A 16,455-nucleotide genomic window follows, 5' to 3' on the forward strand; every position below is an offset into this window, starting at 1 on the left:
ACGTCAAACTTATGGGGGGGTGATGGCGATTTTACCAAAGACTCGGAATGACGGCGTGGGAAAACTTCCGCTTATTGATGTGAAGGGTCTCAGGTCAGGTGATTCTCTCGAACTCAGAAAAGTGGCAGAGGCCATAGGGCAGGCGGCCCGTGATATCGGATTTTTCAGGATCGGGGGCCACGGTATTGACCCGGCACTTATTGAAGCAACATACCAGTCGGCCAAGCAGTTTTTTGCGCTGCCGGAGACCACCAAGCAACGATATTATATTGGTAAAAGCACAAATCACCGCGGTTATGTGCCGTTTACCGAAAAGGGCGATTATCCCGATGAGGTCAACCGCAGCTATGAGGCCTTCGACCTTGGGCTTGATCTGCCAGATGATGATCCCGATTATCTTGCGGGCAACCGCGTGCTGGGCCCGAATGTATGGCCCGATCTGGCAGGGTTCAAAGAAACGGTGGCGCGGTATTATGGCGAAGTTTCGGCGCTTGGGCGACTGGTCTGTTCGGCGCTTGAGTTGCATCTCGGGCTACCACCCGGCGCGATGACCGATCACATGAGCAAGCCGGTTTCGCAACTCCGGTTGCTGCATTATGTCCGCCAAGAACAGACGGCCGATCACCGGTCGGTGAATATGGGCGCGCATACCGATTATGAATGCCTGACCCTGCTGCACACGCGCAACGAAGGATTGCAGGTCATGACACAAGATGACCGCTGGATCGACGTGCCCGTGGATCCGTCGGTCCTGGTGGTCAATATCGGCGATATGCTTGAGGCCTGGAGTAACGGCTTGCTGCGCTCGACCCCGCATCGGGTGCTGAACCACAGCCCGGAGCGATTTTCGCTGCCATACTTTGTGGCCACCAATCACGATACGCTCATAAAGCCCTTCGCCCAACTGGTAAGCGCAAAGCGAAAAACCAAATATGAGCCGTTCCTGGCTGGGGCACATCTTGAACGTATGCTGGTGCGCGATTTTCCGTATTTGCGACATGCCAGGCTGAATGGCGCGACCGATTATCCCATTGGCGCAGACCCGTCCACTCAAAACCCATTTGAAAACCGATTGAACCGGAGCACAGCTTAAACGATGCCACACCTTGACGCGATCCTTGCCGTTGCCTTAGCCGGGCTTGCCCTAAGCGCAACCCCCGGACCCTCGATGCTCTATGTCCTGTCGCGTAGCGTCGGGCAGAGCCGTGCCGCCGGCCTTGCTTCGGCGCTTGGCCTTGGGCTGGGAGGAATGGTGCTTGCGGTCGCCACGGCCCTGGGGCTGGCGGCTGTGTTTGCCAGGTTTGACTGGCTCGTTCTTGGCCTGCGCTATGTCGGCTCGGCCTATCTGGTCTGGTTGGGCCTGAGGATGATCCGCGATGCGCGCAGCAGTGCCCGTTTTTCGCTTGAGGCCCGGGAGGTCAGCGAGAGTTCGTTTTCCTCAATCATCTGGCAGGGCGTTCTGGTTGAGCTGCTCAATCCCAAGACGGTTTTGTTCTTTGCTCTGTTTTTGCCGCCATTTGTCGATGCGGGGGCCGGGCCACTGGCGCAAAGCAGCGTACAGCTGCAATTGCTTACTCTGGGGGTTCTGGTGCCTCTCACGGCGATCCCGTCAGATATACTGGTGGCCTATATGGGCGGCACGATGACCCAGGTCATCAACCGCCAGCAGGTCGCGCGTGAGTGTCTTGCCTGGGCTGGGGGGCTGCTTCTGATTGCGATTGCCCTGAACCTGCATTTCGAATTTATCTGAGGCTGGTTCTGCCGCGCGAGGCAGGACAATTTTGCCTGCCTTGAAGGAGCGTTTCAAAGATCCGCTAAAACGGCGCCGGTGATTTGCATGCCTTGACTTTGGTCAACGCTTTTTGGCGGTTGCTGCCCTACCCATCAGGGCATGTTTAGATCGCCGCATATACGCTTTATCGCCCTTGTGATCCTTTTGAGCACACCGCTTGTGGTGCGCGCCGCCGAGCCCGCCTTGCTGGCGCGGTTCCTGTCCGAGGTCACCGCCGATCAGCTTGTGCCGCAGGCGGACGGCTTTGGCGCGCTACGCGATGACGTTCCGGTGGCGCCGGTGCTCAAGGGCGGCGAGATCGTCGCCTGGGCGTTCCTGACATCCGATTTTGCGGGCACGACCGGGTATTCCGGCAAGCCCATTCATGTGATTGCCGCGATTGACCCGGATGCGGTGATGACCGGCGCGGTTCTGGTCAAGCATTCCGAACCGATCGTGTTGATCGGCATTCCCGAATCCAAGATGCGCCGCGTGATCGAGGGCTACGCCGGGCTTGATCTCAAGGCCGAGGCGGACGCGTCGGGCACGGCGCATGACCTTGATATCATATCGGGGGCGACGGTCACGGTCATGGTGATCGACGACAGCCTTGTGCGCGGCGGGCTTAAGGTGGCGCGCGCGCTTGGGCTGGGCGGGCTGGCGCCGGTGGTGCAGACAGGTCCGGCGCGCAGCCTGCGCGAGGAGGACGGCGCGCGGCGCGACTGGCAGGCCCTGACCGGCGACGGCTCGGTGCGCGGGCTGATGCTGGATGTGGGGCAGATCAACCGCGCCTTTGGCGACACCGGCGACGCCCGCGCCGCCGCCCGACCCGAACCCGGCGCCGATGAGGATACCTTTATCGACATGCGCGCCGCCCTTGTCAGCGTGCCTACCATCGGCCAGAGCCTGTTGGGCGAGGCCGAATACGGCAACCTTCAGAACTGGCTTGGCGAGGGCGAGCACGCCATTCTGGTTGCCGGTCGGGGGCGCTATTCCTTCAAGGGCTCGGGCTATGTCCGGGGCGGGATTTTCGACCGGATACAGCTAATTCAAGGCGACCGCTCGGTCCGGTTCTTTGATCGCGACCACCGTCGCCTTGGCGAAATCAGCGCGAGCGGCGCGCCGAGTTTCAACGAGCTTGACCTGTTCCGCATCCCCGCCGACAGTGGCTTTGATCCGGCAGAGCCGTGGCGGCTTCAGCTTCTGGTGCAGCGCGCGGTTGGCGCGGTCGAGAAAACCTTTCTGACCTATGATCTGGGCTATCGGCTTCCTGAAAGCTACCTTGTGCCGCTGGCCCTCGCGCCAGTGGTCGACGCCTCCGAGGAAGAGGCCGCCGCCAAAACCGCCCTCTGGCAGCGGATATGGCGTGACAAGACGGTCGAGATCGCCGTGCTGGGTGCGATGCTTGTCGTGCTGACCCTTGCGTTTTTCTTTCAACTTCAGATCACCCGCCACGCGCGCGCCTATTACTGGTTCCGGATCGGGTTTTTGAGCATGTCGCTGGTTTTCACGGGCTGGTATGCCAACGCCCAGCTTAGCGTCGTGAACCTTATGGCACTGGCCGGATCGCTGCGCAGCGGCTTTACCTGGGATGCCTTTTTGATGGACCCGCTGGTGTTCATCCAGTGGTTCGCCGTCGCCGCCGCGCTGCTTTTCTGGGGCCGGGGGGCCTATTGCGGCTGGCTGTGCCCGTTTGGCGCGCTGCAAGAGCTGACCAACCGTGTGGCGCGGTTTTTCAAGCTGCCGCAATGGGAGCTGCCCTGGGGGCTGCACGAGCGGCTCTGGCCGCTGAAATACATGATCTTTCTGGGCCTCTTCGGGGTCTCGCTGGCCTCGATTCCGATGGCGGAAAAACTGGCCGAGGTCGAGCCGTTCAAAACCGCGATCATCCTCAAATTCGTGCGCGACTGGCCGTTTGTCGTCTTTGCCGTGCTCCTGCTGGTGATCGGGCTGTTCGTGGAGCGGTTCTATTGCCGCTACCTCTGTCCGCTCGGCGCGGCGCTGGCGATCCCGGCCAGGATGCGGATGTTTGACTGGCTCCGGCGCTATCGCGATTGCGGCAGCCCCTGCCAGACCTGCGCCAATGAGTGCCCGGTGCAGGCGATCCATCCGACAGGCGAGATCAACCCCAACGAATGTGTGAACTGCCTGCATTGCCAGGTTTTGTACCAGTCCGACGACAAATGCCCGGTGATTATCCGGCAACTGAAACGGCGCGCGCGTGATCATGCGAGCGCCGAGGTTAATAAAGGCGCGCTGAGCCGCGCCCTTGGTTCGCAAGAGGAAACAAAGGAGACCTCAAATGTCTGACTTCAAGGATACCCTCAAACTTACGCGCCGCGGTATGCTGGGCGCCACGGCCACCGGCGCGCTTGCGGCCACGACCGGCGCAGGTGTCGGCCTTTTTGCCGGGGCGGGTCCGGCACAGGCGGCGGGCAAATACGCCCTCGCGCCCGGTGAGCTGGATGAATACTACGGCTTCTGGTCCTCGGGCCAGGCGGGCGAGCTTCGCATTATGGGCTTTCCGTCGATGCGAGAGTTGATGCGTGTGCCGGTGTTCAACCGCTGCTCGGCCACCGGCTGGGGCCAGACCAACGAGTCGCTCAAGGTTCTGACCGAGGGCCTTATGCCCGAAACCAAAGAGTATCTCGCCGCCCGGAACATGAAAACCTATGACAACGGCGATCTGCATCACCCGCATATGTCCTTCACCGACGGCACCTATGACGGGCGCTATCTGTTCATGAACGACAAGGCCAACACCCGCGTGGCGCGGGTGCGCTGCGACGTGATGAAATGCGACAAGATCATCGAAATCCCCAATGCCGGCGATATTCACGGGCTGCGGACGCAGAAATACCCGCGCACCGGCTATGTCTTTGCCAATGGCGAACACGAGATACCGCTGGTCAACGATGGCTCTATTCTCGACAATCCCGAAGAATACGTGAACATCTTTACCGCCATCGACGGCGACACGATGGAGATCGCCTGGCAGGTGATCGTCTCGGGCAACCTTGATAACGTCGATGCGGATTATCAGGGCAAGTATGCGTTCTCGACCAGCTATAACTCGGAAATGGGCGTGACCCTTGCCGAGATGACCGAAAGCGAGACCGATCACTGTGTGATCTTCAACATCAAGGAAATCGAAGCCGGCGTGGCCGCAGGCGATTACCAGGAGCTGAACGGCGTCAAGGTGCTTGACGGGCGCAAGGGCAAGAACAAGAAATACACCCGCTATGTGCCCATCCCCAACAGCCCGCATGGCGTGAACACCGCGCCGGATCAAAAGCACGTGGTGATCAACGGCAAGCTGTCGCCGACCTGTTCGGTGATTGACGTGACCAAGGTCGATGCGCTGTTTGATCAGGACGCCGATCCGCGCTCTTGCATCGTGGCCGAACCTGAACTTGGCCTCGGGCCATTGCACACCGCCTTTGACGGCAAGGGCAATTGTTACACCACGCTCTTTCTCGACAGCCAGGTGGTCAAGTGGAGCATGGACAAGGCCATCCGCGCCTATGCGGGCGAGGCGGTCGATCCGATCCTTCACAAGACCGATGTGATGTATCAGCCGGGGCACAACCATACCTCGATGGGCGAAACCAAAGAGGCCGATGGAAAATGGCTGATCTCGATGAACAAGTTCTCCAAGGACCGGTTCCTGAACGTCGGGCCGCTCAAGCCCGAGAACGAACAGCTTCTGGATATCACCCAGGATGACATGCCGGTGGTGCATGACGGTCCTACCTTTGCCGAGCCGCATGACTGTATCATCGTACATCGTTCCAAGGTGACCCCGGCCAGTGTCTGGAGCCGCGATGACCCGATGTGGGAAGACGCCCGCAAACAGGCCGCCGCCGATGGGGTCGTGCTAGAGGACGGCGCCGATGAGCCGATCCGGGACGGCAACAAGGTGCGGGTCTACATGTGGTCGCAGGCGCCGATGTTCAGCCTTGAAAAGTTCACGGTCAAACAGGGGGATGAGGTGACGATCTATGTCACCAACCTTGATGATGTGGATGACGTGACCCACGGGCTTACCCTGTCAAACCACGGTGTCGCGATGGAAGTCGGGCCGCAGGCCACCGCCTCGGTTACCTTTACCGCCGATCGTCCGGGTGTTCACTGGTACTATTGCCAGTGGTTCTGTCATGCGCTGCACATGGAAATGCGCGGTCGCATGCTGGTCGAGCCGCGGGAGGCCTGAGCCGATGCGGTGCTTCGCCCCCCTTCTGGCGCTTTGCCTTTCGCTGCCCGGCCTTGCCGTGGCAGAGGAGCGCGCTGTGCCGGCCGGGGGCGGGGCGCTGGCGCTGGCCATAAAAACCGCCGGGGCGGGGGATACCCTCCGCCTTGGCCCCGGTCGCCATCAGGGCGGGCTGGACATCACGCGCCCCGTGACGATTGACTGCGCGGCGGGCGCAGAGATTGACGCGGGCGGGCAGGGCAGTGTTCTGACGCTTCGCGCGCCGGAGGTGACCATTTCCGGCTGTACCCTCACCGGATCAGGCAGCGATCACGAGGCGCTTGATAGCGGCATTCGCCTTCTCAAGGGGGCGGACGGCGCGCGCATTATCGGCAACCACCTGAGCGGCAACCTCTACGGCGTCGACATTCATGGCGCCCGCAACGCAAAGGTCAAAGGCAACACCATCGAAGGCCGACAGGATCACCGCATGAATGCGCGCGGCAATGCTGTTTATCTCTGGGATGCGCGGGGGGCGGAGGTTGTGGGCAACGATATCCGCTGGGGCCGTGACGGAATCTTTGTGAATACCTCGCATTCCAACGCCTTTGTCGGCAATCGCTTTCGCGACCTGCGCTTTGCGGTGCACTTTATGTACGCCAATAAATCCGAGGTCAGGGGCAATCTGTCGATCGGCAATCACCTTGGCTATGCGGTGATGTTTTCCAAGGGCCTCAGGCTCTTGAACAATGTCTCTCTGGGGGATGCCGAGCACGGCATCATGCTGAATTACACCAATAGCTCGGAGGTGCGCGGCAACCTTGTCAGAAATGGCGGCGACCGCTGTCTGTTCATCTACAACGCCCATAAGAACCGGGTCACCGGCAACCGGTTCGAGCGCTGCGGCATCGGCGTGCATTTCACCGCCGGCTCCGAGCGCAACGCGATCAGCGGCAACGGCTTTGTCGGCAATCGCACGCAGGTAAAATATGTCGGTTCCAAATGGCTTGACTGGAGCGATGGCGGCATCGGTAACTACTGGTCCGATTTCGCCGCCTATGACCTCAATGGCGACGGGCTTGCCGACACGCCCTATCGCCCCAACGACAGCATGGATCATATCCTGTGGACCCAGCCGTCGGCGCGGCTGCTTTTAGGCGCACCCGCGGTGCAGCTGGTGAAATGGGCGCAATCGGCCTTTCCGGCGCTCTTGCCCGGCGGGGTGATCGACAAGGCCCCGCTGATGCAGCCGGTCGATATTGCGATACCAGATTGGGAGGTCCGGCATGACGGATGACACGCGGGCCCTCACGGTCTCGGCCCTGACGAAGAGCTACGGAAAGGCCGAGGTTCTCGGCGGCATCGACCTTAACCTTGCCGCCGGGGAGCGGGTTGCGCTTTTGGGGCATAACGGCGCCGGAAAATCCACCCTGATCAAGCTTGTGCTTGGGTTGATCCGGCCCAGTTGCGGCCAGATCCGTGTTGCCGGTCACACCCCCGGCAGCATGGCCGCGCGCAGCGCCACCGCCTATCTGCCCGAACAGGTGGCCTTTCACAAATCCCTGACCGGGCGCGAACAGCTTACGACCTTTGCGCGGCTGGCGGGCGAGCACCCCAAGACCGTTGCCCCCCTGCTTGAGCGTGTCGGTCTGGCCGAAGCCGCTGACCGGCGCATCGGCACATGGTCCAAGGGCATGCGGCAACGCCTTGGGCTGGCGCAGGCCCTGCTGGGGCGTCGCCGCGTGGCCCTGCTGGACGAGCCGACCAGCGGGCTTGACCCGATATCGCGCCACGATCTTTACGCGGTGATCGCGGAGATGGCCGCAGGCGGCACCGCCGTTTTGATCGCCAGCCACGCCCTGACCGAACTAGAGGCGCGCACCGACCGGATCGCGATCATGCGCAAAGGGCGGCTGGTGGCCGATGATACCCTGCCGGGCCTCAGCCAGAAGGCAGGCCTTCCGACCCGTATCCGCCTGACGGCGCGTGACGGGGCGGCGGAAGCGGTGCAGGCGCAATTGGGCGGCACGCGGGTCAATGGCTGTGCGGTCGAGCTCAGTTGTACCGCCGATCAGAAGATGGCCCAGCTTGCGCGCATCTCGGGGCTTGGCGATGCGGTGCGGGATGTCGAGATGGCCCCGCCCAGCCTTGAGGATATCTACCGTCACTATTGTGGGGAGGCCCGCCAATGATTACCCGTATCCTTGCCATCGCCATGGCCGAGTTCCGTATCCAGCTGCGCAATCGCTGGCTAGTGTCGGCGACGTCTCTGATGACGCTATTTGCGCTGGCGCTGACCTTTGCGGGATCGGCGCCGACGGGCAGCCTTGGGGTCGACCTGCTGACCGTTTCGGTGGCCTCGATGACGACGCTGGCGGTCTATCTCGCGCCGTTTCTGGCCTTGATGATCGGTTTTGACGCCATCGCAGGCGAGGCCGAGCGCGGCACGCTGGGGCTGGTGCTGACCTATCCGCTGCGCCGGGGCGAGATGCTCCTGGGGAAATTCGCGGCCCATCTTTTGGTGCTGAGCATTGCGATTGCGCTGGGCCTTGCCTCTGCGGGGGTTGCGGCGGCGCTTGCAGGCGGTGCCGGTGCTGATAGCGTGCTGGCGCTCGTTCGCCTTATTGCGACGGCGATCCTTCTGGGGGCGTGTTTTCTGGCACTTGGCTATGCCGCCTCTGCGCTCTCGAACAGTGTTGCCGGGGCGGCGGGGCTTGCCGTTGGAATGTGGCTGGTGCTGGTGGTGCTTTACGATCTGGGGCTTTTGGGGGCGCTGGTGTTTGACGATGGCGGGGCGTTCACGCGCCATGTCTTTCCCTGGCTTCTGGCCGCCAACCCGGCGGATGCGTTTCGCCTCTGGAACGTGGCTGGTTCACAGCAGGTGGCGCTGGTTTCGGGCATGGCGGGGGCCGGGGCGGCCTTGCCAGTCTGGGCGGCACCGCTGTCGCTGTTTCTCTGGCCGTTGCTGGCCCTCGGGCTGGCCCGCGCCGCCTTTGCGAGGGTCGAGCCATGAAACGTCTTCTGCTTGCAACCCTCCTGCTTGCCGCCTGTAAAGAGGAGACGGCGCAAGCGCCCGATCCGATCGCCATGACCGCCGACGCCCTGAGCCACTTTTGCCTGATGCAGGTCGACAGCCACCCCGGCCCCAAGGCGCAGATTCACCTCAAGGGCCTGCCCGAGCCGATCTTTTTCGCGCAGATGCGCGACGCGCTTGCCTATGTGAAGGGGCCGGAACGTGACGCAGATATCCTTGCCTTCTATGTCAGCGACATGGGCGCGGCGGAAAGTTGGCAGAGCCCCGGCATTGACAATTGGGTCGCCGCGCAAACGGTCAGCTTCGTGGTCGGCGCCGATGTCAGCGGTGGCATGGGCGCGCCAGAAATCGTGCCGTTTGCCGACCCCGCCGCAGCCGAGGATTTTGCCGCCCGCAAAGGTGGCAGGGTGATGAGCCTGTCCGAGATCCCGGCGGAGCTTGTGCTTGCCCCGGTCGATGTCATTTTCAATGAGGAGGCCCCGACATGACCCCGACCCGCCGCCGTTTCCTGAGCATTTGCGCAGCCGCCCTGGCCCTGCCGGGCGCGGCTATGGCGTTGACGCAAACCGCGCGCTGGAGCGGGGTTGCGCTTGGCGCGCCAGCCTCGGTGACGCTTGTCGGCATAAGCGCGATTGACGCCCGCCCGGTCTTTGCCCGGCTTGAGGCCGAGCTTGCGCGGCTTGAACGTATCTTTAGCTTATACCGCCCCGACAGCGCAGTTGTGCGCCTCAATCACACCGGTCACCTTGCCGCGCCGCCGCCCGAATTGCTGGGCGTTCTGACGTTGGCGGACAGGATACACGGCGCGACCGAAGGGGTCTTTGACCCCACGGTTCAGCCGCTCTGGAATGCCTTGGCCAATGGCGGCGATGTCGCCGCGGCGCGCCACTCTGTCGGCTGGAAGGGGCTGCGCTTTGATGCGCAGGAGGTCCGTTTCACCCGCCCCGGCATGGCGCTGACGCTCAACGGTATTGCACAGGGCGAGATCACCGACCGCATCGCGGCGCTGCTCGGCGGGCAGGGATTTGGCGATATTCTTGTGGATATCGGTGAAATCGTCGGGCGCGGTCATCGCCCCGACGCCACCCCCTGGCAGGCCGGGATTGCCACGCCAGAGGGCGACATCCTGGAGCGCGTCACCCTGAGCGACCGCGCCCTCGCCACATCGGCGCCCAAAGGCACGCGCCTTACGCCGGATCAGGGTCATATCCTTGGCCCACAGGGGCAGGCGCCCTGCCACAGCCTCGTGAGCCTGTCGGCGCCAAGCGCGGCTTTGGCGGATGGGCTTTCGACCGCGCTTTGCCTGCTTGACGGGCCGTCGGCGCAAGCGGCTGTGGCGCGCTTTGCGGGCGCGAAAATCGAAATCATTGCCTGACATTCATCCCCAACCAAAGAGGAGAACGACCCATGAAAACCACCCTTATGACAGCCGCCGCACTGGTACTGGCGCTTGGTGCGCCGGCCTTTGCCGAAGGCGACGCCGAGGCGGGCGAGAAGGTGTTCAAGAAATGCAAGGCCTGCCATCAGGTGGGCGAGGACGCCAAGAACCGCGTCGGCCCGGTTCTGAATGGCATCGTCGGGCAACCGGCGGGGGCCTTGGAGGATTTCAAATACTCATCGGTCCTGCAGGAGCGCGCCGCCGAGGGGCTTGTCTGGACCAAAGAAGAGCTGAGCGCCTTTCTGGCCAGCCCGAAGAAATATATGAAGGGCACCAAGATGTCTTTTGCCGGGCTGCGCAAGGACGATGATATCGAAGACGTCATCGCCTATCTGGCGACCTTCGAATAACGCCGCGGTCTGCCGTCACCGGTCGCCCCGCATCACGCCGGGGCGGCCGGTTTCATTTGCGCTCCTCGGCCTCGTCCATCAGGCCGCGCACCCATTTCGTCACCCACCAGTTGACCGGCAGGGCCAGCGGAACACAGGCAAGAAGCGCGCTCACCGGCGAGAGTGCTGGCAGGCCAATCGCCTGCCACATCAAGCCCAGCATGAACAGGTTGATCGCCACCGCCAATGCGGTGAACGGGTAGAGCAGCAGGTAGAGCCTTGTCTGGTTTTGGCCGGTGTCGGTCATGCCGTCACACGCGCGCGCATCAAGGCCCGCGCCACCAGAGCCGCCACAGCGGGCGCACAGCCGATCGGCGCAAGCGCGACACCTTTGTAATCCGCCCCGTCCAGAGCTTCGGGGATATCATCCATCACATGGCCGCCCCTGGCGGCAAAGAATGGCAAACAGATTGCCTTGGGGCCAAGATCAAGCGCCACATCGGCCAGATAGGGCGCCTCCTCGACAAAGCCGACGCGGATCCCGGCAAAGGCAATCAGTTGCGAAAGGGCGCTTGCAAAGGCCTGCGTGTCGCGCGCCGAATTGCGGCTGCGGCCCGAGCCATGCGCGGCGATGAAAAGCCGGGTCTCGCCGGGCTGCCAGCCCTCGCGGGCGAGGGTGGCGCGCAGCACATCTGCCGCCATCCCCGGCAGGCCGGGATCAAGCCCCAGAGGCGGCAAAATATCCGCCTGCCTGTCGCGCAGGCGCTTGCGAAGCTCGTCGCCGGTGAACCAGCCGGCGGTCATGAACAGCGGATAGACCAGAGGACGCGGCCCCGCCGCCGTTAATGCGGCCTCAAGCGCGCCGGGCTTGGCCAAGGTCGCGCCTGTAACCTGCCAGCCGGGCAGGGCGCGCGCCACCTCGGCGGCAAGGGCCGCGAGCGTGGCCTCGGCCGGGTCCGGATCAGAGGGCTGTCCGTGGCTGACGATGATTGCGCTGCTGCTCAATGGCTTGTTCCTTCCGAGAATGTGATCTTGTTGAAAACATTGTATTTTCCAGAGGGCTTACGCATTGCCAGCCGGGTCACCTCTTCCAGCGTTCTGGCATCATAGACGATGACCGCGCCGTCGTCTTCCCAGACCGACACAAGGGCATGGCTGCCGTCGCGGGTAAATTCGACATGCGCCACCGTGGCCCCCGGAACAGGGCGCAGGGTTTTGACAATCTCAAGGCTTTGCTTGTCGATCACATGCATCACGTCCTTGTTCGGGCCAAAGAACACGTCTGCCCAGAAGTAGGGCGAATTTTCGTGACTTCTCAGGAAAAACCCCGGCCCGTCGGTCTTGATGGTCTGGATCAGCTTCCAGGTTTCGGTGTCGATCACCGACAGCATGGCCTCTTTCAGATGCGGCGTGGCCATCACCCGGCGGCCGTCACGCAGCCAGGATATGCCGGACCCCAGATGCGGCATGCCGGGCAGCGGCAATTCGGCAATCTCGCGGCCCACATTCAGGTTCACCACCACGCCGCGCCCGGTGTTGCGCGCCGCGCCCATCAGGTGGCGGTAATCATCGGTGAAAAAGAAATCGTCCAGCGGCTCGGTGATCTCAATCCGGCGGCGGGCAAACAGCCCCTCGGACGACGCGATCGCCTCGATCATGCCTTTCTCGCGGCTGTGCACAAATCCCTCATAGACCGGGTCGGCATCGGGATTGGTCGCCACCTCCCAGATTTCGGGGGTGTCTTTCAGGGCCAGAATAAAGCTCTGACGTTGCGGGGCCTGATAAACCGCTGAAACCCGGCTTTTCGTGCCATCCTTGCCCACGACCGGCATCACCCGCTCAACGCTCAGGTCTTCGGTCGACAGCAGGCTCAGCGTCATCGGCAGGTAATTGGCCACTGCCAGATGTTTGCCATCGGCGCTGATCGCGATGTTGCGGCTGTTTAGCCCGGCGCGCACGCGGCCCACCTGATGCAGCGACCAGATGTCGTATTTCTGCACCCAGCCATCGCGTGACATGATGAAAACATAGCGCCCGTCGGGGCTGAATTTTGGCCCGCCATGCACGGCAAAGGGGGTCTCGAAGCGGTCGAGCACGGCAAAGGTGTCGCCATCCAGAACGCTGACATGGTGATCGCCGGTTTCCACCACCAGCGTGATATTCAGCGGATCGGCGTCAAACACCGGCGCATCTGCGACGCTGTAATCGGGATCGAACCAGCGGGTTTGCGCAATCTCCTCGGTGCCCCAGCCGGGCACATGCGCCAGCGGTGTATGCAGCCAGGTCGCCAGCTCGGTGATGTCCTGCGCGCCCAGCACCGCGGCAAAGGCGGGCATCTGGGTCGCCACCCGGCCATGGGTGATCACCTTTTCAAGGTTCGGCCCGCGCATCCGGCCCAATGTCTCGGGGATCAACGCAGGCCCGGTGCCGCCCAGCCGGTCGGCCCCGTGGCAGGCGGCGCACTCGGTTGTGTAAATCTGCGCCGGATCGGCCTTGGCTGACACGGCCCCCCAAAAAATTGTGCCCAGCAAAAGCGCGCTAGTTAAAGCGATGGATCGGGTCATGTTTCTTGCCTCTGAACGGGGTTACGGTCAGTCGTTCGCCCGCACCTGTCACGCCGATTTCGCGATCACTCAGGTAACAGGCCGGATCTTCGGCCCAGGGGTCGCCGGTCAGTTGCAGCGCGCGAATGCGGGTATTGCCGCCGCAGACGGACTTGAACGCACAGGCCCCGCAGCGCCCCTTGAGCGGGCGGGGCCGCAACCGCAGCTGCGCCAGCATCGGGTCGTCCCCCGTCCAGAGCGTCGAGAACGGCGTGACCTTGACGTTGCCGACCGTATAATCCGACCAATAGGTATCCGGGTGCACCCGCCCCAGCGTGTCGATATTGGCCACGCCCAGCCCAGAGGAATTGCCGCCCCAGGCCTCAAGGTGATCGCGCAGATTCGCGACGCGCGCCTCGTCGAAATGCCGCTCGGCCCACCGCAGCATATAGACTGCGTCGGCGTCGTTGTTGCCGGTCACGATATCCAGCGGCGCATTCTCGGCCACGCCCACCCAGGCGCGGTCAATCAGCTCGTCCAGGGCCCGGCGGGTATGGGCATGCACCGCATCCTCGCCCCGGTTCTTGTCGCCGCGCCCGGCATAGACAAGATGGCTGAGGTAGAATTTATCCACGCCCTCGTCGTCGCAAAGCTGCAACAGATCAGGCAGTTGCGCGGCATTGTCGCGGGTCAGGGTAAAGCGCAGGCCCACCTTGATGCCGCGCTTCTTGCATTCGCGTACCCCGCGCACCGCCTGATCAAAGGCGCCATCGACACCGCGGAACCAGTCGTTTGTCTTGCCGATTCCGTCGATGGAGATGCCGACATACTGAAACCCGATTTCGGCCACCCGGTCGGCGGCCTCGCCGTGGATCTGGGTGCCGTTTGTGCTGAGCGCCAGAAACCGGATCTTTTTGCGCGCGGCCTCGGCCACCTCGAAGAAATCGAACCGTCCCATCGGCTCGCCGCCCGACAGGATCAGCGCCGGAATGTTGAAATCCCCCAGATCGTCCAGCACGCCCATCGCCTGTTCGTGGCTCAGCTCGCCGGGAAAATCGACATCCGCCGAAACCGTATAGCAATGGCGGCATTTCAGGTTGCAGCGCCGCGTCAGGTTCCAGATCACCACCGGCTTCACCGCCCCCGCGCCGCGCCGCGCGCGCACCGGTGTCGGATTTACCAATTGTTGCATATATTCCGAGAGGCGAAACATCAGCGGCCCTCCTTTGACCGGAGCCGCAGCCCGGTCTTTTTCAAAATCCGTGTCGAATAGAGAATGTCATTGCCGCGACAGGCCCCGCCCAATAGCGCGGCAACCTCTTGTCGTTTGGCCTCGACCTCGTCGCGGTTGCTGCCGTGGATCATCGCAAACAGGTTGTAGGGCCAGTCGGGCAGGGCGCGGGGCCGCTCGTAACAGTGGCTCACGTAGTCGAGCGCGCCGACCTGCGCGCCAAGGTCCGCGACGCGGGCATCCTCAATGTCCCAGACCGACATGCCATTGGCCAGCATGCCAAGCGCATAGTGGTTGGGGGCCACGGCCACCCGGCGAATGATGCCGCTGTCCTGCATCGCGCGCAGGCGGTTGCAGAGTTCGTTTTCGTCTAGCCCCAGTTCCTGCGCCACGGCCGCGTAGGGCTGTGGCACAAGCGGCAGGCCAGCCTGCGTGGCGGCGATGATCCGGCGGTCTGTGGAATCGATATTCATGCGGCCACCCTGAACCTGATGAAGAATTCCCGGAGCTTCGGGAAACAGAGCACGCGCAGCCCTGTTTCCTGCTCCAGCGATTTGGCCACCGCCTCGATCTCTGGCGCGGATTCGGTTGCGAGAACGAACCACATGTTGAGATGGTGACTGCGTTCATAATTATGCGCCACCTCGGGGCGGGCATTGACTTTGGTCAGGACCGTTTCGAAATCCGTCTTTGGCACGGCCATGGCACAGAGGCAAAACGCCCCGCCCATCGCCTCGGCATCAAAGAACGGGCCGAAGCGGGTGATGATGCGGTCGGCTTTCATCCGCTCCAGCCGCGCCAGAAGATCGGCCTCTTCCAGCCCCAGATCCCGCGCGACGGTCAGAAACGGATCGGTCGCAATCGGAAAGCCCTCTTGCAAATGGTTGAGGATCAGGCGGTCGGTGGCATCAAGGGGGGCGTTATCTGTCATGCGATTGTCCTTTCCTGCGCCACAAGGGCGCCTGTCTGTTTGAAACAATGGCTTGAAAACAGCGCCAGATGCGGCGCGCCCTGCAACTCGGGCAAGGCGGCGGCCTCTGTCAGCCGTGCAAGCGCGTCCTTGCGGCTTTGGGCGTGGATCATGGAATAGAGCCGGTAGGGCCAGACGCCCTCAACCGGCGTGCGCTCGTAACACAGCGTCACACCGGGGTGTGCGGCAAGCACCGGGCCGGCGCGGGTGATGGCCTCGTGCGGCAGATCCCAGACCACCATCGCATTGGAGCGCCAGCCAAGCGCGCGGTGGCGCACGATGACCCCGAGGCGCGCGATGATCCGCGCCGCGCTCAGCACCCTGATCCGTGCCATCACCTCGGTCGCGTCGCGCCCCAGCGTGGTTGCGAGCGTCGCGTAGGGGCGCGCATCAAGCGGCAGACCGCGCATCAGCGCCTGCACGATGGCGCGATCGCCGGGCTGCAACACGTCCGTCTCCGGCGCTTGGCTTTGAGGCGCGCGCGGATCTTCGCCGCGCAGGCTAAAGCCGAGGTCAAGGTTGAAGGGGCGCACCAGCCGCAGGTCGAGCACGCGCAGCCCGCTGCGCTCTGCGATCCGGGCGAGGGCCGCATCCACATGGTCCCGGTCGGGGCCGGTGGCGACAAACCACAGGTTCCAGTCGTGTTCGCGCAGGTAGGAGTGGTTCACCCCCGGCTCTGCGCCGATGATCGCCGCGACCTCTTCGATCCGGCCCTCGGGCGCGGCCACCGCAGCGAGGGTGCTGGCCGATATGGTATTGGGCGCACAGGTGGCGCCCAGCCGGGTGACCTGACCGGCCTCGACGCGGGCACGCAACCGCGCGATCACATTTGTCTCGCTGGTGCCAAGATGCTCTGCCAGCACGCCAAAGGGCCGCTCGGTGATTGGAAAATCCCGCTGCCAGTCGTTCAGAAGCGCGCGATCAATCGGGTCATTTACCCCTTGCATCTC

Annotated in this window: 17 protein-coding genes; 10 read left to right on the top strand and 7 right to left on the bottom strand. The window is 63.1% G+C overall.

Features of this window, described 5'->3' with window-relative positions; all coding sequences use genetic code 11:
• Nucleotides 1-22 precede the first annotated feature (22 nt).
• From BUB78_RS04395 to BUB78_RS04440, 10 genes are all read left to right on the top strand, one after another.
• The gene (locus tag BUB78_RS04395) at nt 23-1,093 is read left to right on the top strand and encodes an isopenicillin N synthase family dioxygenase (RefSeq protein WP_084732754.1); all 1,071 of its coding nucleotides are present in this window, start codon (nt 23-25) and stop codon (nt 1,091-1,093) included.
• A gap of 3 nt (nt 1,094-1,096) precedes the next feature.
• On the top strand, nt 1,097-1,750 hold the full coding sequence (locus BUB78_RS04400) for a LysE family translocator (protein ID WP_073195423.1): 654 nt from the start codon (nt 1,097-1,099) through the stop codon (nt 1,748-1,750).
• Nucleotides 1,751-1,891: 141 nt separating this feature from the next.
• Nucleotides 1,892-4,081 (top strand): NosR/NirI family protein, encoded by a 2,190-nt coding sequence (locus BUB78_RS04405; protein WP_073195425.1) that lies wholly within the window; start codon nt 1,892-1,894, stop codon nt 4,079-4,081.
• Nucleotides 4,074-5,984, top strand: coding sequence for a TAT-dependent nitrous-oxide reductase (gene nosZ / locus BUB78_RS04410; RefSeq protein WP_073195427.1), 1,911 nt, complete (start codon nt 4,074-4,076; stop codon nt 5,982-5,984). Before BUB78_RS04405 ends, nosZ begins: the two co-directional genes overlap by 8 nt.
• Before the next feature lie 4 nt (nt 5,985-5,988).
• A complete protein-coding gene (locus BUB78_RS04415; protein ID WP_073195431.1) occupies nt 5,989-7,257 on the top strand; it encodes a nitrous oxide reductase family maturation protein NosD in 1,269 nt (422 codons plus the stop codon).
• Nucleotides 7,247-8,152: an ABC transporter ATP-binding protein gene (locus BUB78_RS04420; protein ID WP_073195433.1), complete on the top strand. Its 906-nt coding sequence runs from the start codon at nt 7,247-7,249 to the stop codon at nt 8,150-8,152. Before BUB78_RS04415 ends, BUB78_RS04420 begins: the two co-directional genes overlap by 11 nt.
• The gene (locus tag BUB78_RS04425) at nt 8,152-8,973 is read left to right on the top strand and encodes an ABC transporter permease (RefSeq protein ID WP_073195744.1); all 822 of its coding nucleotides are present in this window, start codon (nt 8,152-8,154) and stop codon (nt 8,971-8,973) included. The genes BUB78_RS04420 and BUB78_RS04425 overlap by 1 nt, the downstream gene beginning before the upstream one ends.
• On the top strand, nt 8,970-9,482 hold the full coding sequence (locus BUB78_RS04430; RefSeq protein ID WP_073195436.1) for a nitrous oxide reductase accessory protein NosL: 513 nt from the start codon (nt 8,970-8,972) through the stop codon (nt 9,480-9,482). The genes BUB78_RS04425 and BUB78_RS04430 overlap by 4 nt, the downstream gene beginning before the upstream one ends.
• Entirely contained in the window at nt 9,479-10,369 is an 891-nt protein-coding gene (locus tag BUB78_RS04435; RefSeq protein WP_073195438.1) for an FAD:protein FMN transferase, read from the top strand. The genes BUB78_RS04430 and BUB78_RS04435 overlap by 4 nt, the downstream gene beginning before the upstream one ends.
• 32 nt (nt 10,370-10,401) lie before the next feature.
• Complete coding sequence (locus BUB78_RS04440) at nt 10,402-10,782, top strand: c-type cytochrome (protein WP_073195440.1); 381 nt, start codon at nt 10,402-10,404, stop codon at nt 10,780-10,782.
• Between the two features lie 52 nt (nt 10,783-10,834).
• On the opposite strand, the gene BUB78_RS04445 is transcribed toward BUB78_RS04440, so the two are convergent.
• Genes BUB78_RS04445 through ahbB (BUB78_RS04475) form a run of 7 tightly spaced genes read right to left on the bottom strand, consistent with a single transcriptional unit; the run spans nt 10,835 to nt 16,452 of the window.
• Entirely contained in the window at nt 10,835-11,068 is a 234-nt protein-coding gene (locus BUB78_RS04445) for a hypothetical protein (RefSeq protein WP_073195441.1), read from the bottom strand.
• The gene (locus BUB78_RS04450; protein WP_073195443.1) at nt 11,065-11,766 is read right to left on the bottom strand and encodes a CbiX/SirB N-terminal domain-containing protein; all 702 of its coding nucleotides are present in this window, start codon (nt 11,764-11,766) and stop codon (nt 11,065-11,067) included. Before BUB78_RS04450 ends, BUB78_RS04445 begins: the two co-directional genes overlap by 4 nt.
• Nucleotides 11,763-13,325: a nitrite reductase gene (locus BUB78_RS04455; RefSeq protein ID WP_073195445.1), complete on the bottom strand. Its 1,563-nt coding sequence runs from the start codon at nt 13,323-13,325 to the stop codon at nt 11,763-11,765. Before BUB78_RS04455 ends, BUB78_RS04450 begins: the two co-directional genes overlap by 4 nt.
• Complete coding sequence (gene nirJ / locus BUB78_RS04460; RefSeq protein WP_073195447.1) at nt 13,300-14,517, bottom strand: heme d1 biosynthesis radical SAM protein NirJ; 1,218 nt, start codon at nt 14,515-14,517, stop codon at nt 13,300-13,302. The genes BUB78_RS04455 and nirJ overlap by 26 nt, the downstream gene beginning before the upstream one ends.
• Entirely contained in the window at nt 14,517-15,008 is a 492-nt protein-coding gene (gene ahbB / locus BUB78_RS04465; RefSeq protein WP_073195449.1) for a siroheme decarboxylase subunit beta, read from the bottom strand. The genes nirJ and ahbB (BUB78_RS04465) overlap by 1 nt, the downstream gene beginning before the upstream one ends.
• On the bottom strand, nt 15,005-15,466 hold the full coding sequence (locus BUB78_RS04470; protein WP_073195452.1) for an Lrp/AsnC family transcriptional regulator: 462 nt from the start codon (nt 15,464-15,466) through the stop codon (nt 15,005-15,007). The genes ahbB (BUB78_RS04465) and BUB78_RS04470 overlap by 4 nt, the downstream gene beginning before the upstream one ends.
• The gene (gene ahbB / locus BUB78_RS04475) at nt 15,463-16,452 is read right to left on the bottom strand and encodes a siroheme decarboxylase subunit beta (protein WP_073195454.1); all 990 of its coding nucleotides are present in this window, start codon (nt 16,450-16,452) and stop codon (nt 15,463-15,465) included. The genes BUB78_RS04470 and ahbB (BUB78_RS04475) overlap by 4 nt, the downstream gene beginning before the upstream one ends.
• Nucleotides 16,453-16,455 lie beyond the last annotated feature (3 nt).

This window comes from Roseovarius marisflavi (assembly GCF_900142625.1).
Taxonomy (GTDB): domain Bacteria; phylum Pseudomonadota; class Alphaproteobacteria; order Rhodobacterales; family Rhodobacteraceae; genus Roseovarius; species Roseovarius marisflavi.

Coding starts and splice junctions, on each gene's coding strand:
- BUB78_RS04435 (WP_073195438.1), top strand. CDS start 9,479: ATGACCCCGACCCGCCGCCGTTTCCTGAGCATTTGCGCAGCCGCCCTG.
- ahbB (WP_073195454.1), bottom strand. CDS start 16,452: ATGCAAGGGGTAAATGACCCGATTGATCGCGCGCTTCTGAACGACTGG.
- BUB78_RS04440 (WP_073195440.1), top strand. CDS start 10,402: ATGAAAACCACCCTTATGACAGCCGCCGCACTGGTACTGGCGCTTGGT.
- nosZ (WP_073195427.1), top strand. CDS start 4,074: ATGTCTGACTTCAAGGATACCCTCAAACTTACGCGCCGCGGTATGCTG.
- BUB78_RS04445 (WP_073195441.1), bottom strand. CDS start 11,068: ATGACCGACACCGGCCAAAACCAGACAAGGCTCTACCTGCTGCTCTAC.
- BUB78_RS04430 (WP_073195436.1), top strand. CDS start 8,970: ATGAAACGTCTTCTGCTTGCAACCCTCCTGCTTGCCGCCTGTAAAGAG.
- BUB78_RS04420 (WP_073195433.1), top strand. CDS start 7,247: ATGACGGATGACACGCGGGCCCTCACGGTCTCGGCCCTGACGAAGAGC.
- BUB78_RS04415 (WP_073195431.1), top strand. CDS start 5,989: ATGCGGTGCTTCGCCCCCCTTCTGGCGCTTTGCCTTTCGCTGCCCGGC.
- BUB78_RS04470 (WP_073195452.1), bottom strand. CDS start 15,466: ATGACAGATAACGCCCCCCTTGATGCCACCGACCGCCTGATCCTCAAC.
- ahbB (WP_073195449.1), bottom strand. CDS start 15,008: ATGAATATCGATTCCACAGACCGCCGGATCATCGCCGCCACGCAGGCT.
- nirJ (WP_073195447.1), bottom strand. CDS start 14,517: ATGTTTCGCCTCTCGGAATATATGCAACAATTGGTAAATCCGACACCG.
- BUB78_RS04405 (WP_073195425.1), top strand. CDS start 1,892: ATGTTTAGATCGCCGCATATACGCTTTATCGCCCTTGTGATCCTTTTG.
- BUB78_RS04455 (WP_073195445.1), bottom strand. CDS start 13,325: ATGACCCGATCCATCGCTTTAACTAGCGCGCTTTTGCTGGGCACAATT.
- BUB78_RS04400 (WP_073195423.1), top strand. CDS start 1,097: ATGCCACACCTTGACGCGATCCTTGCCGTTGCCTTAGCCGGGCTTGCC.
- BUB78_RS04395 (WP_084732754.1), top strand. CDS start 23: ATGGCGATTTTACCAAAGACTCGGAATGACGGCGTGGGAAAACTTCCG.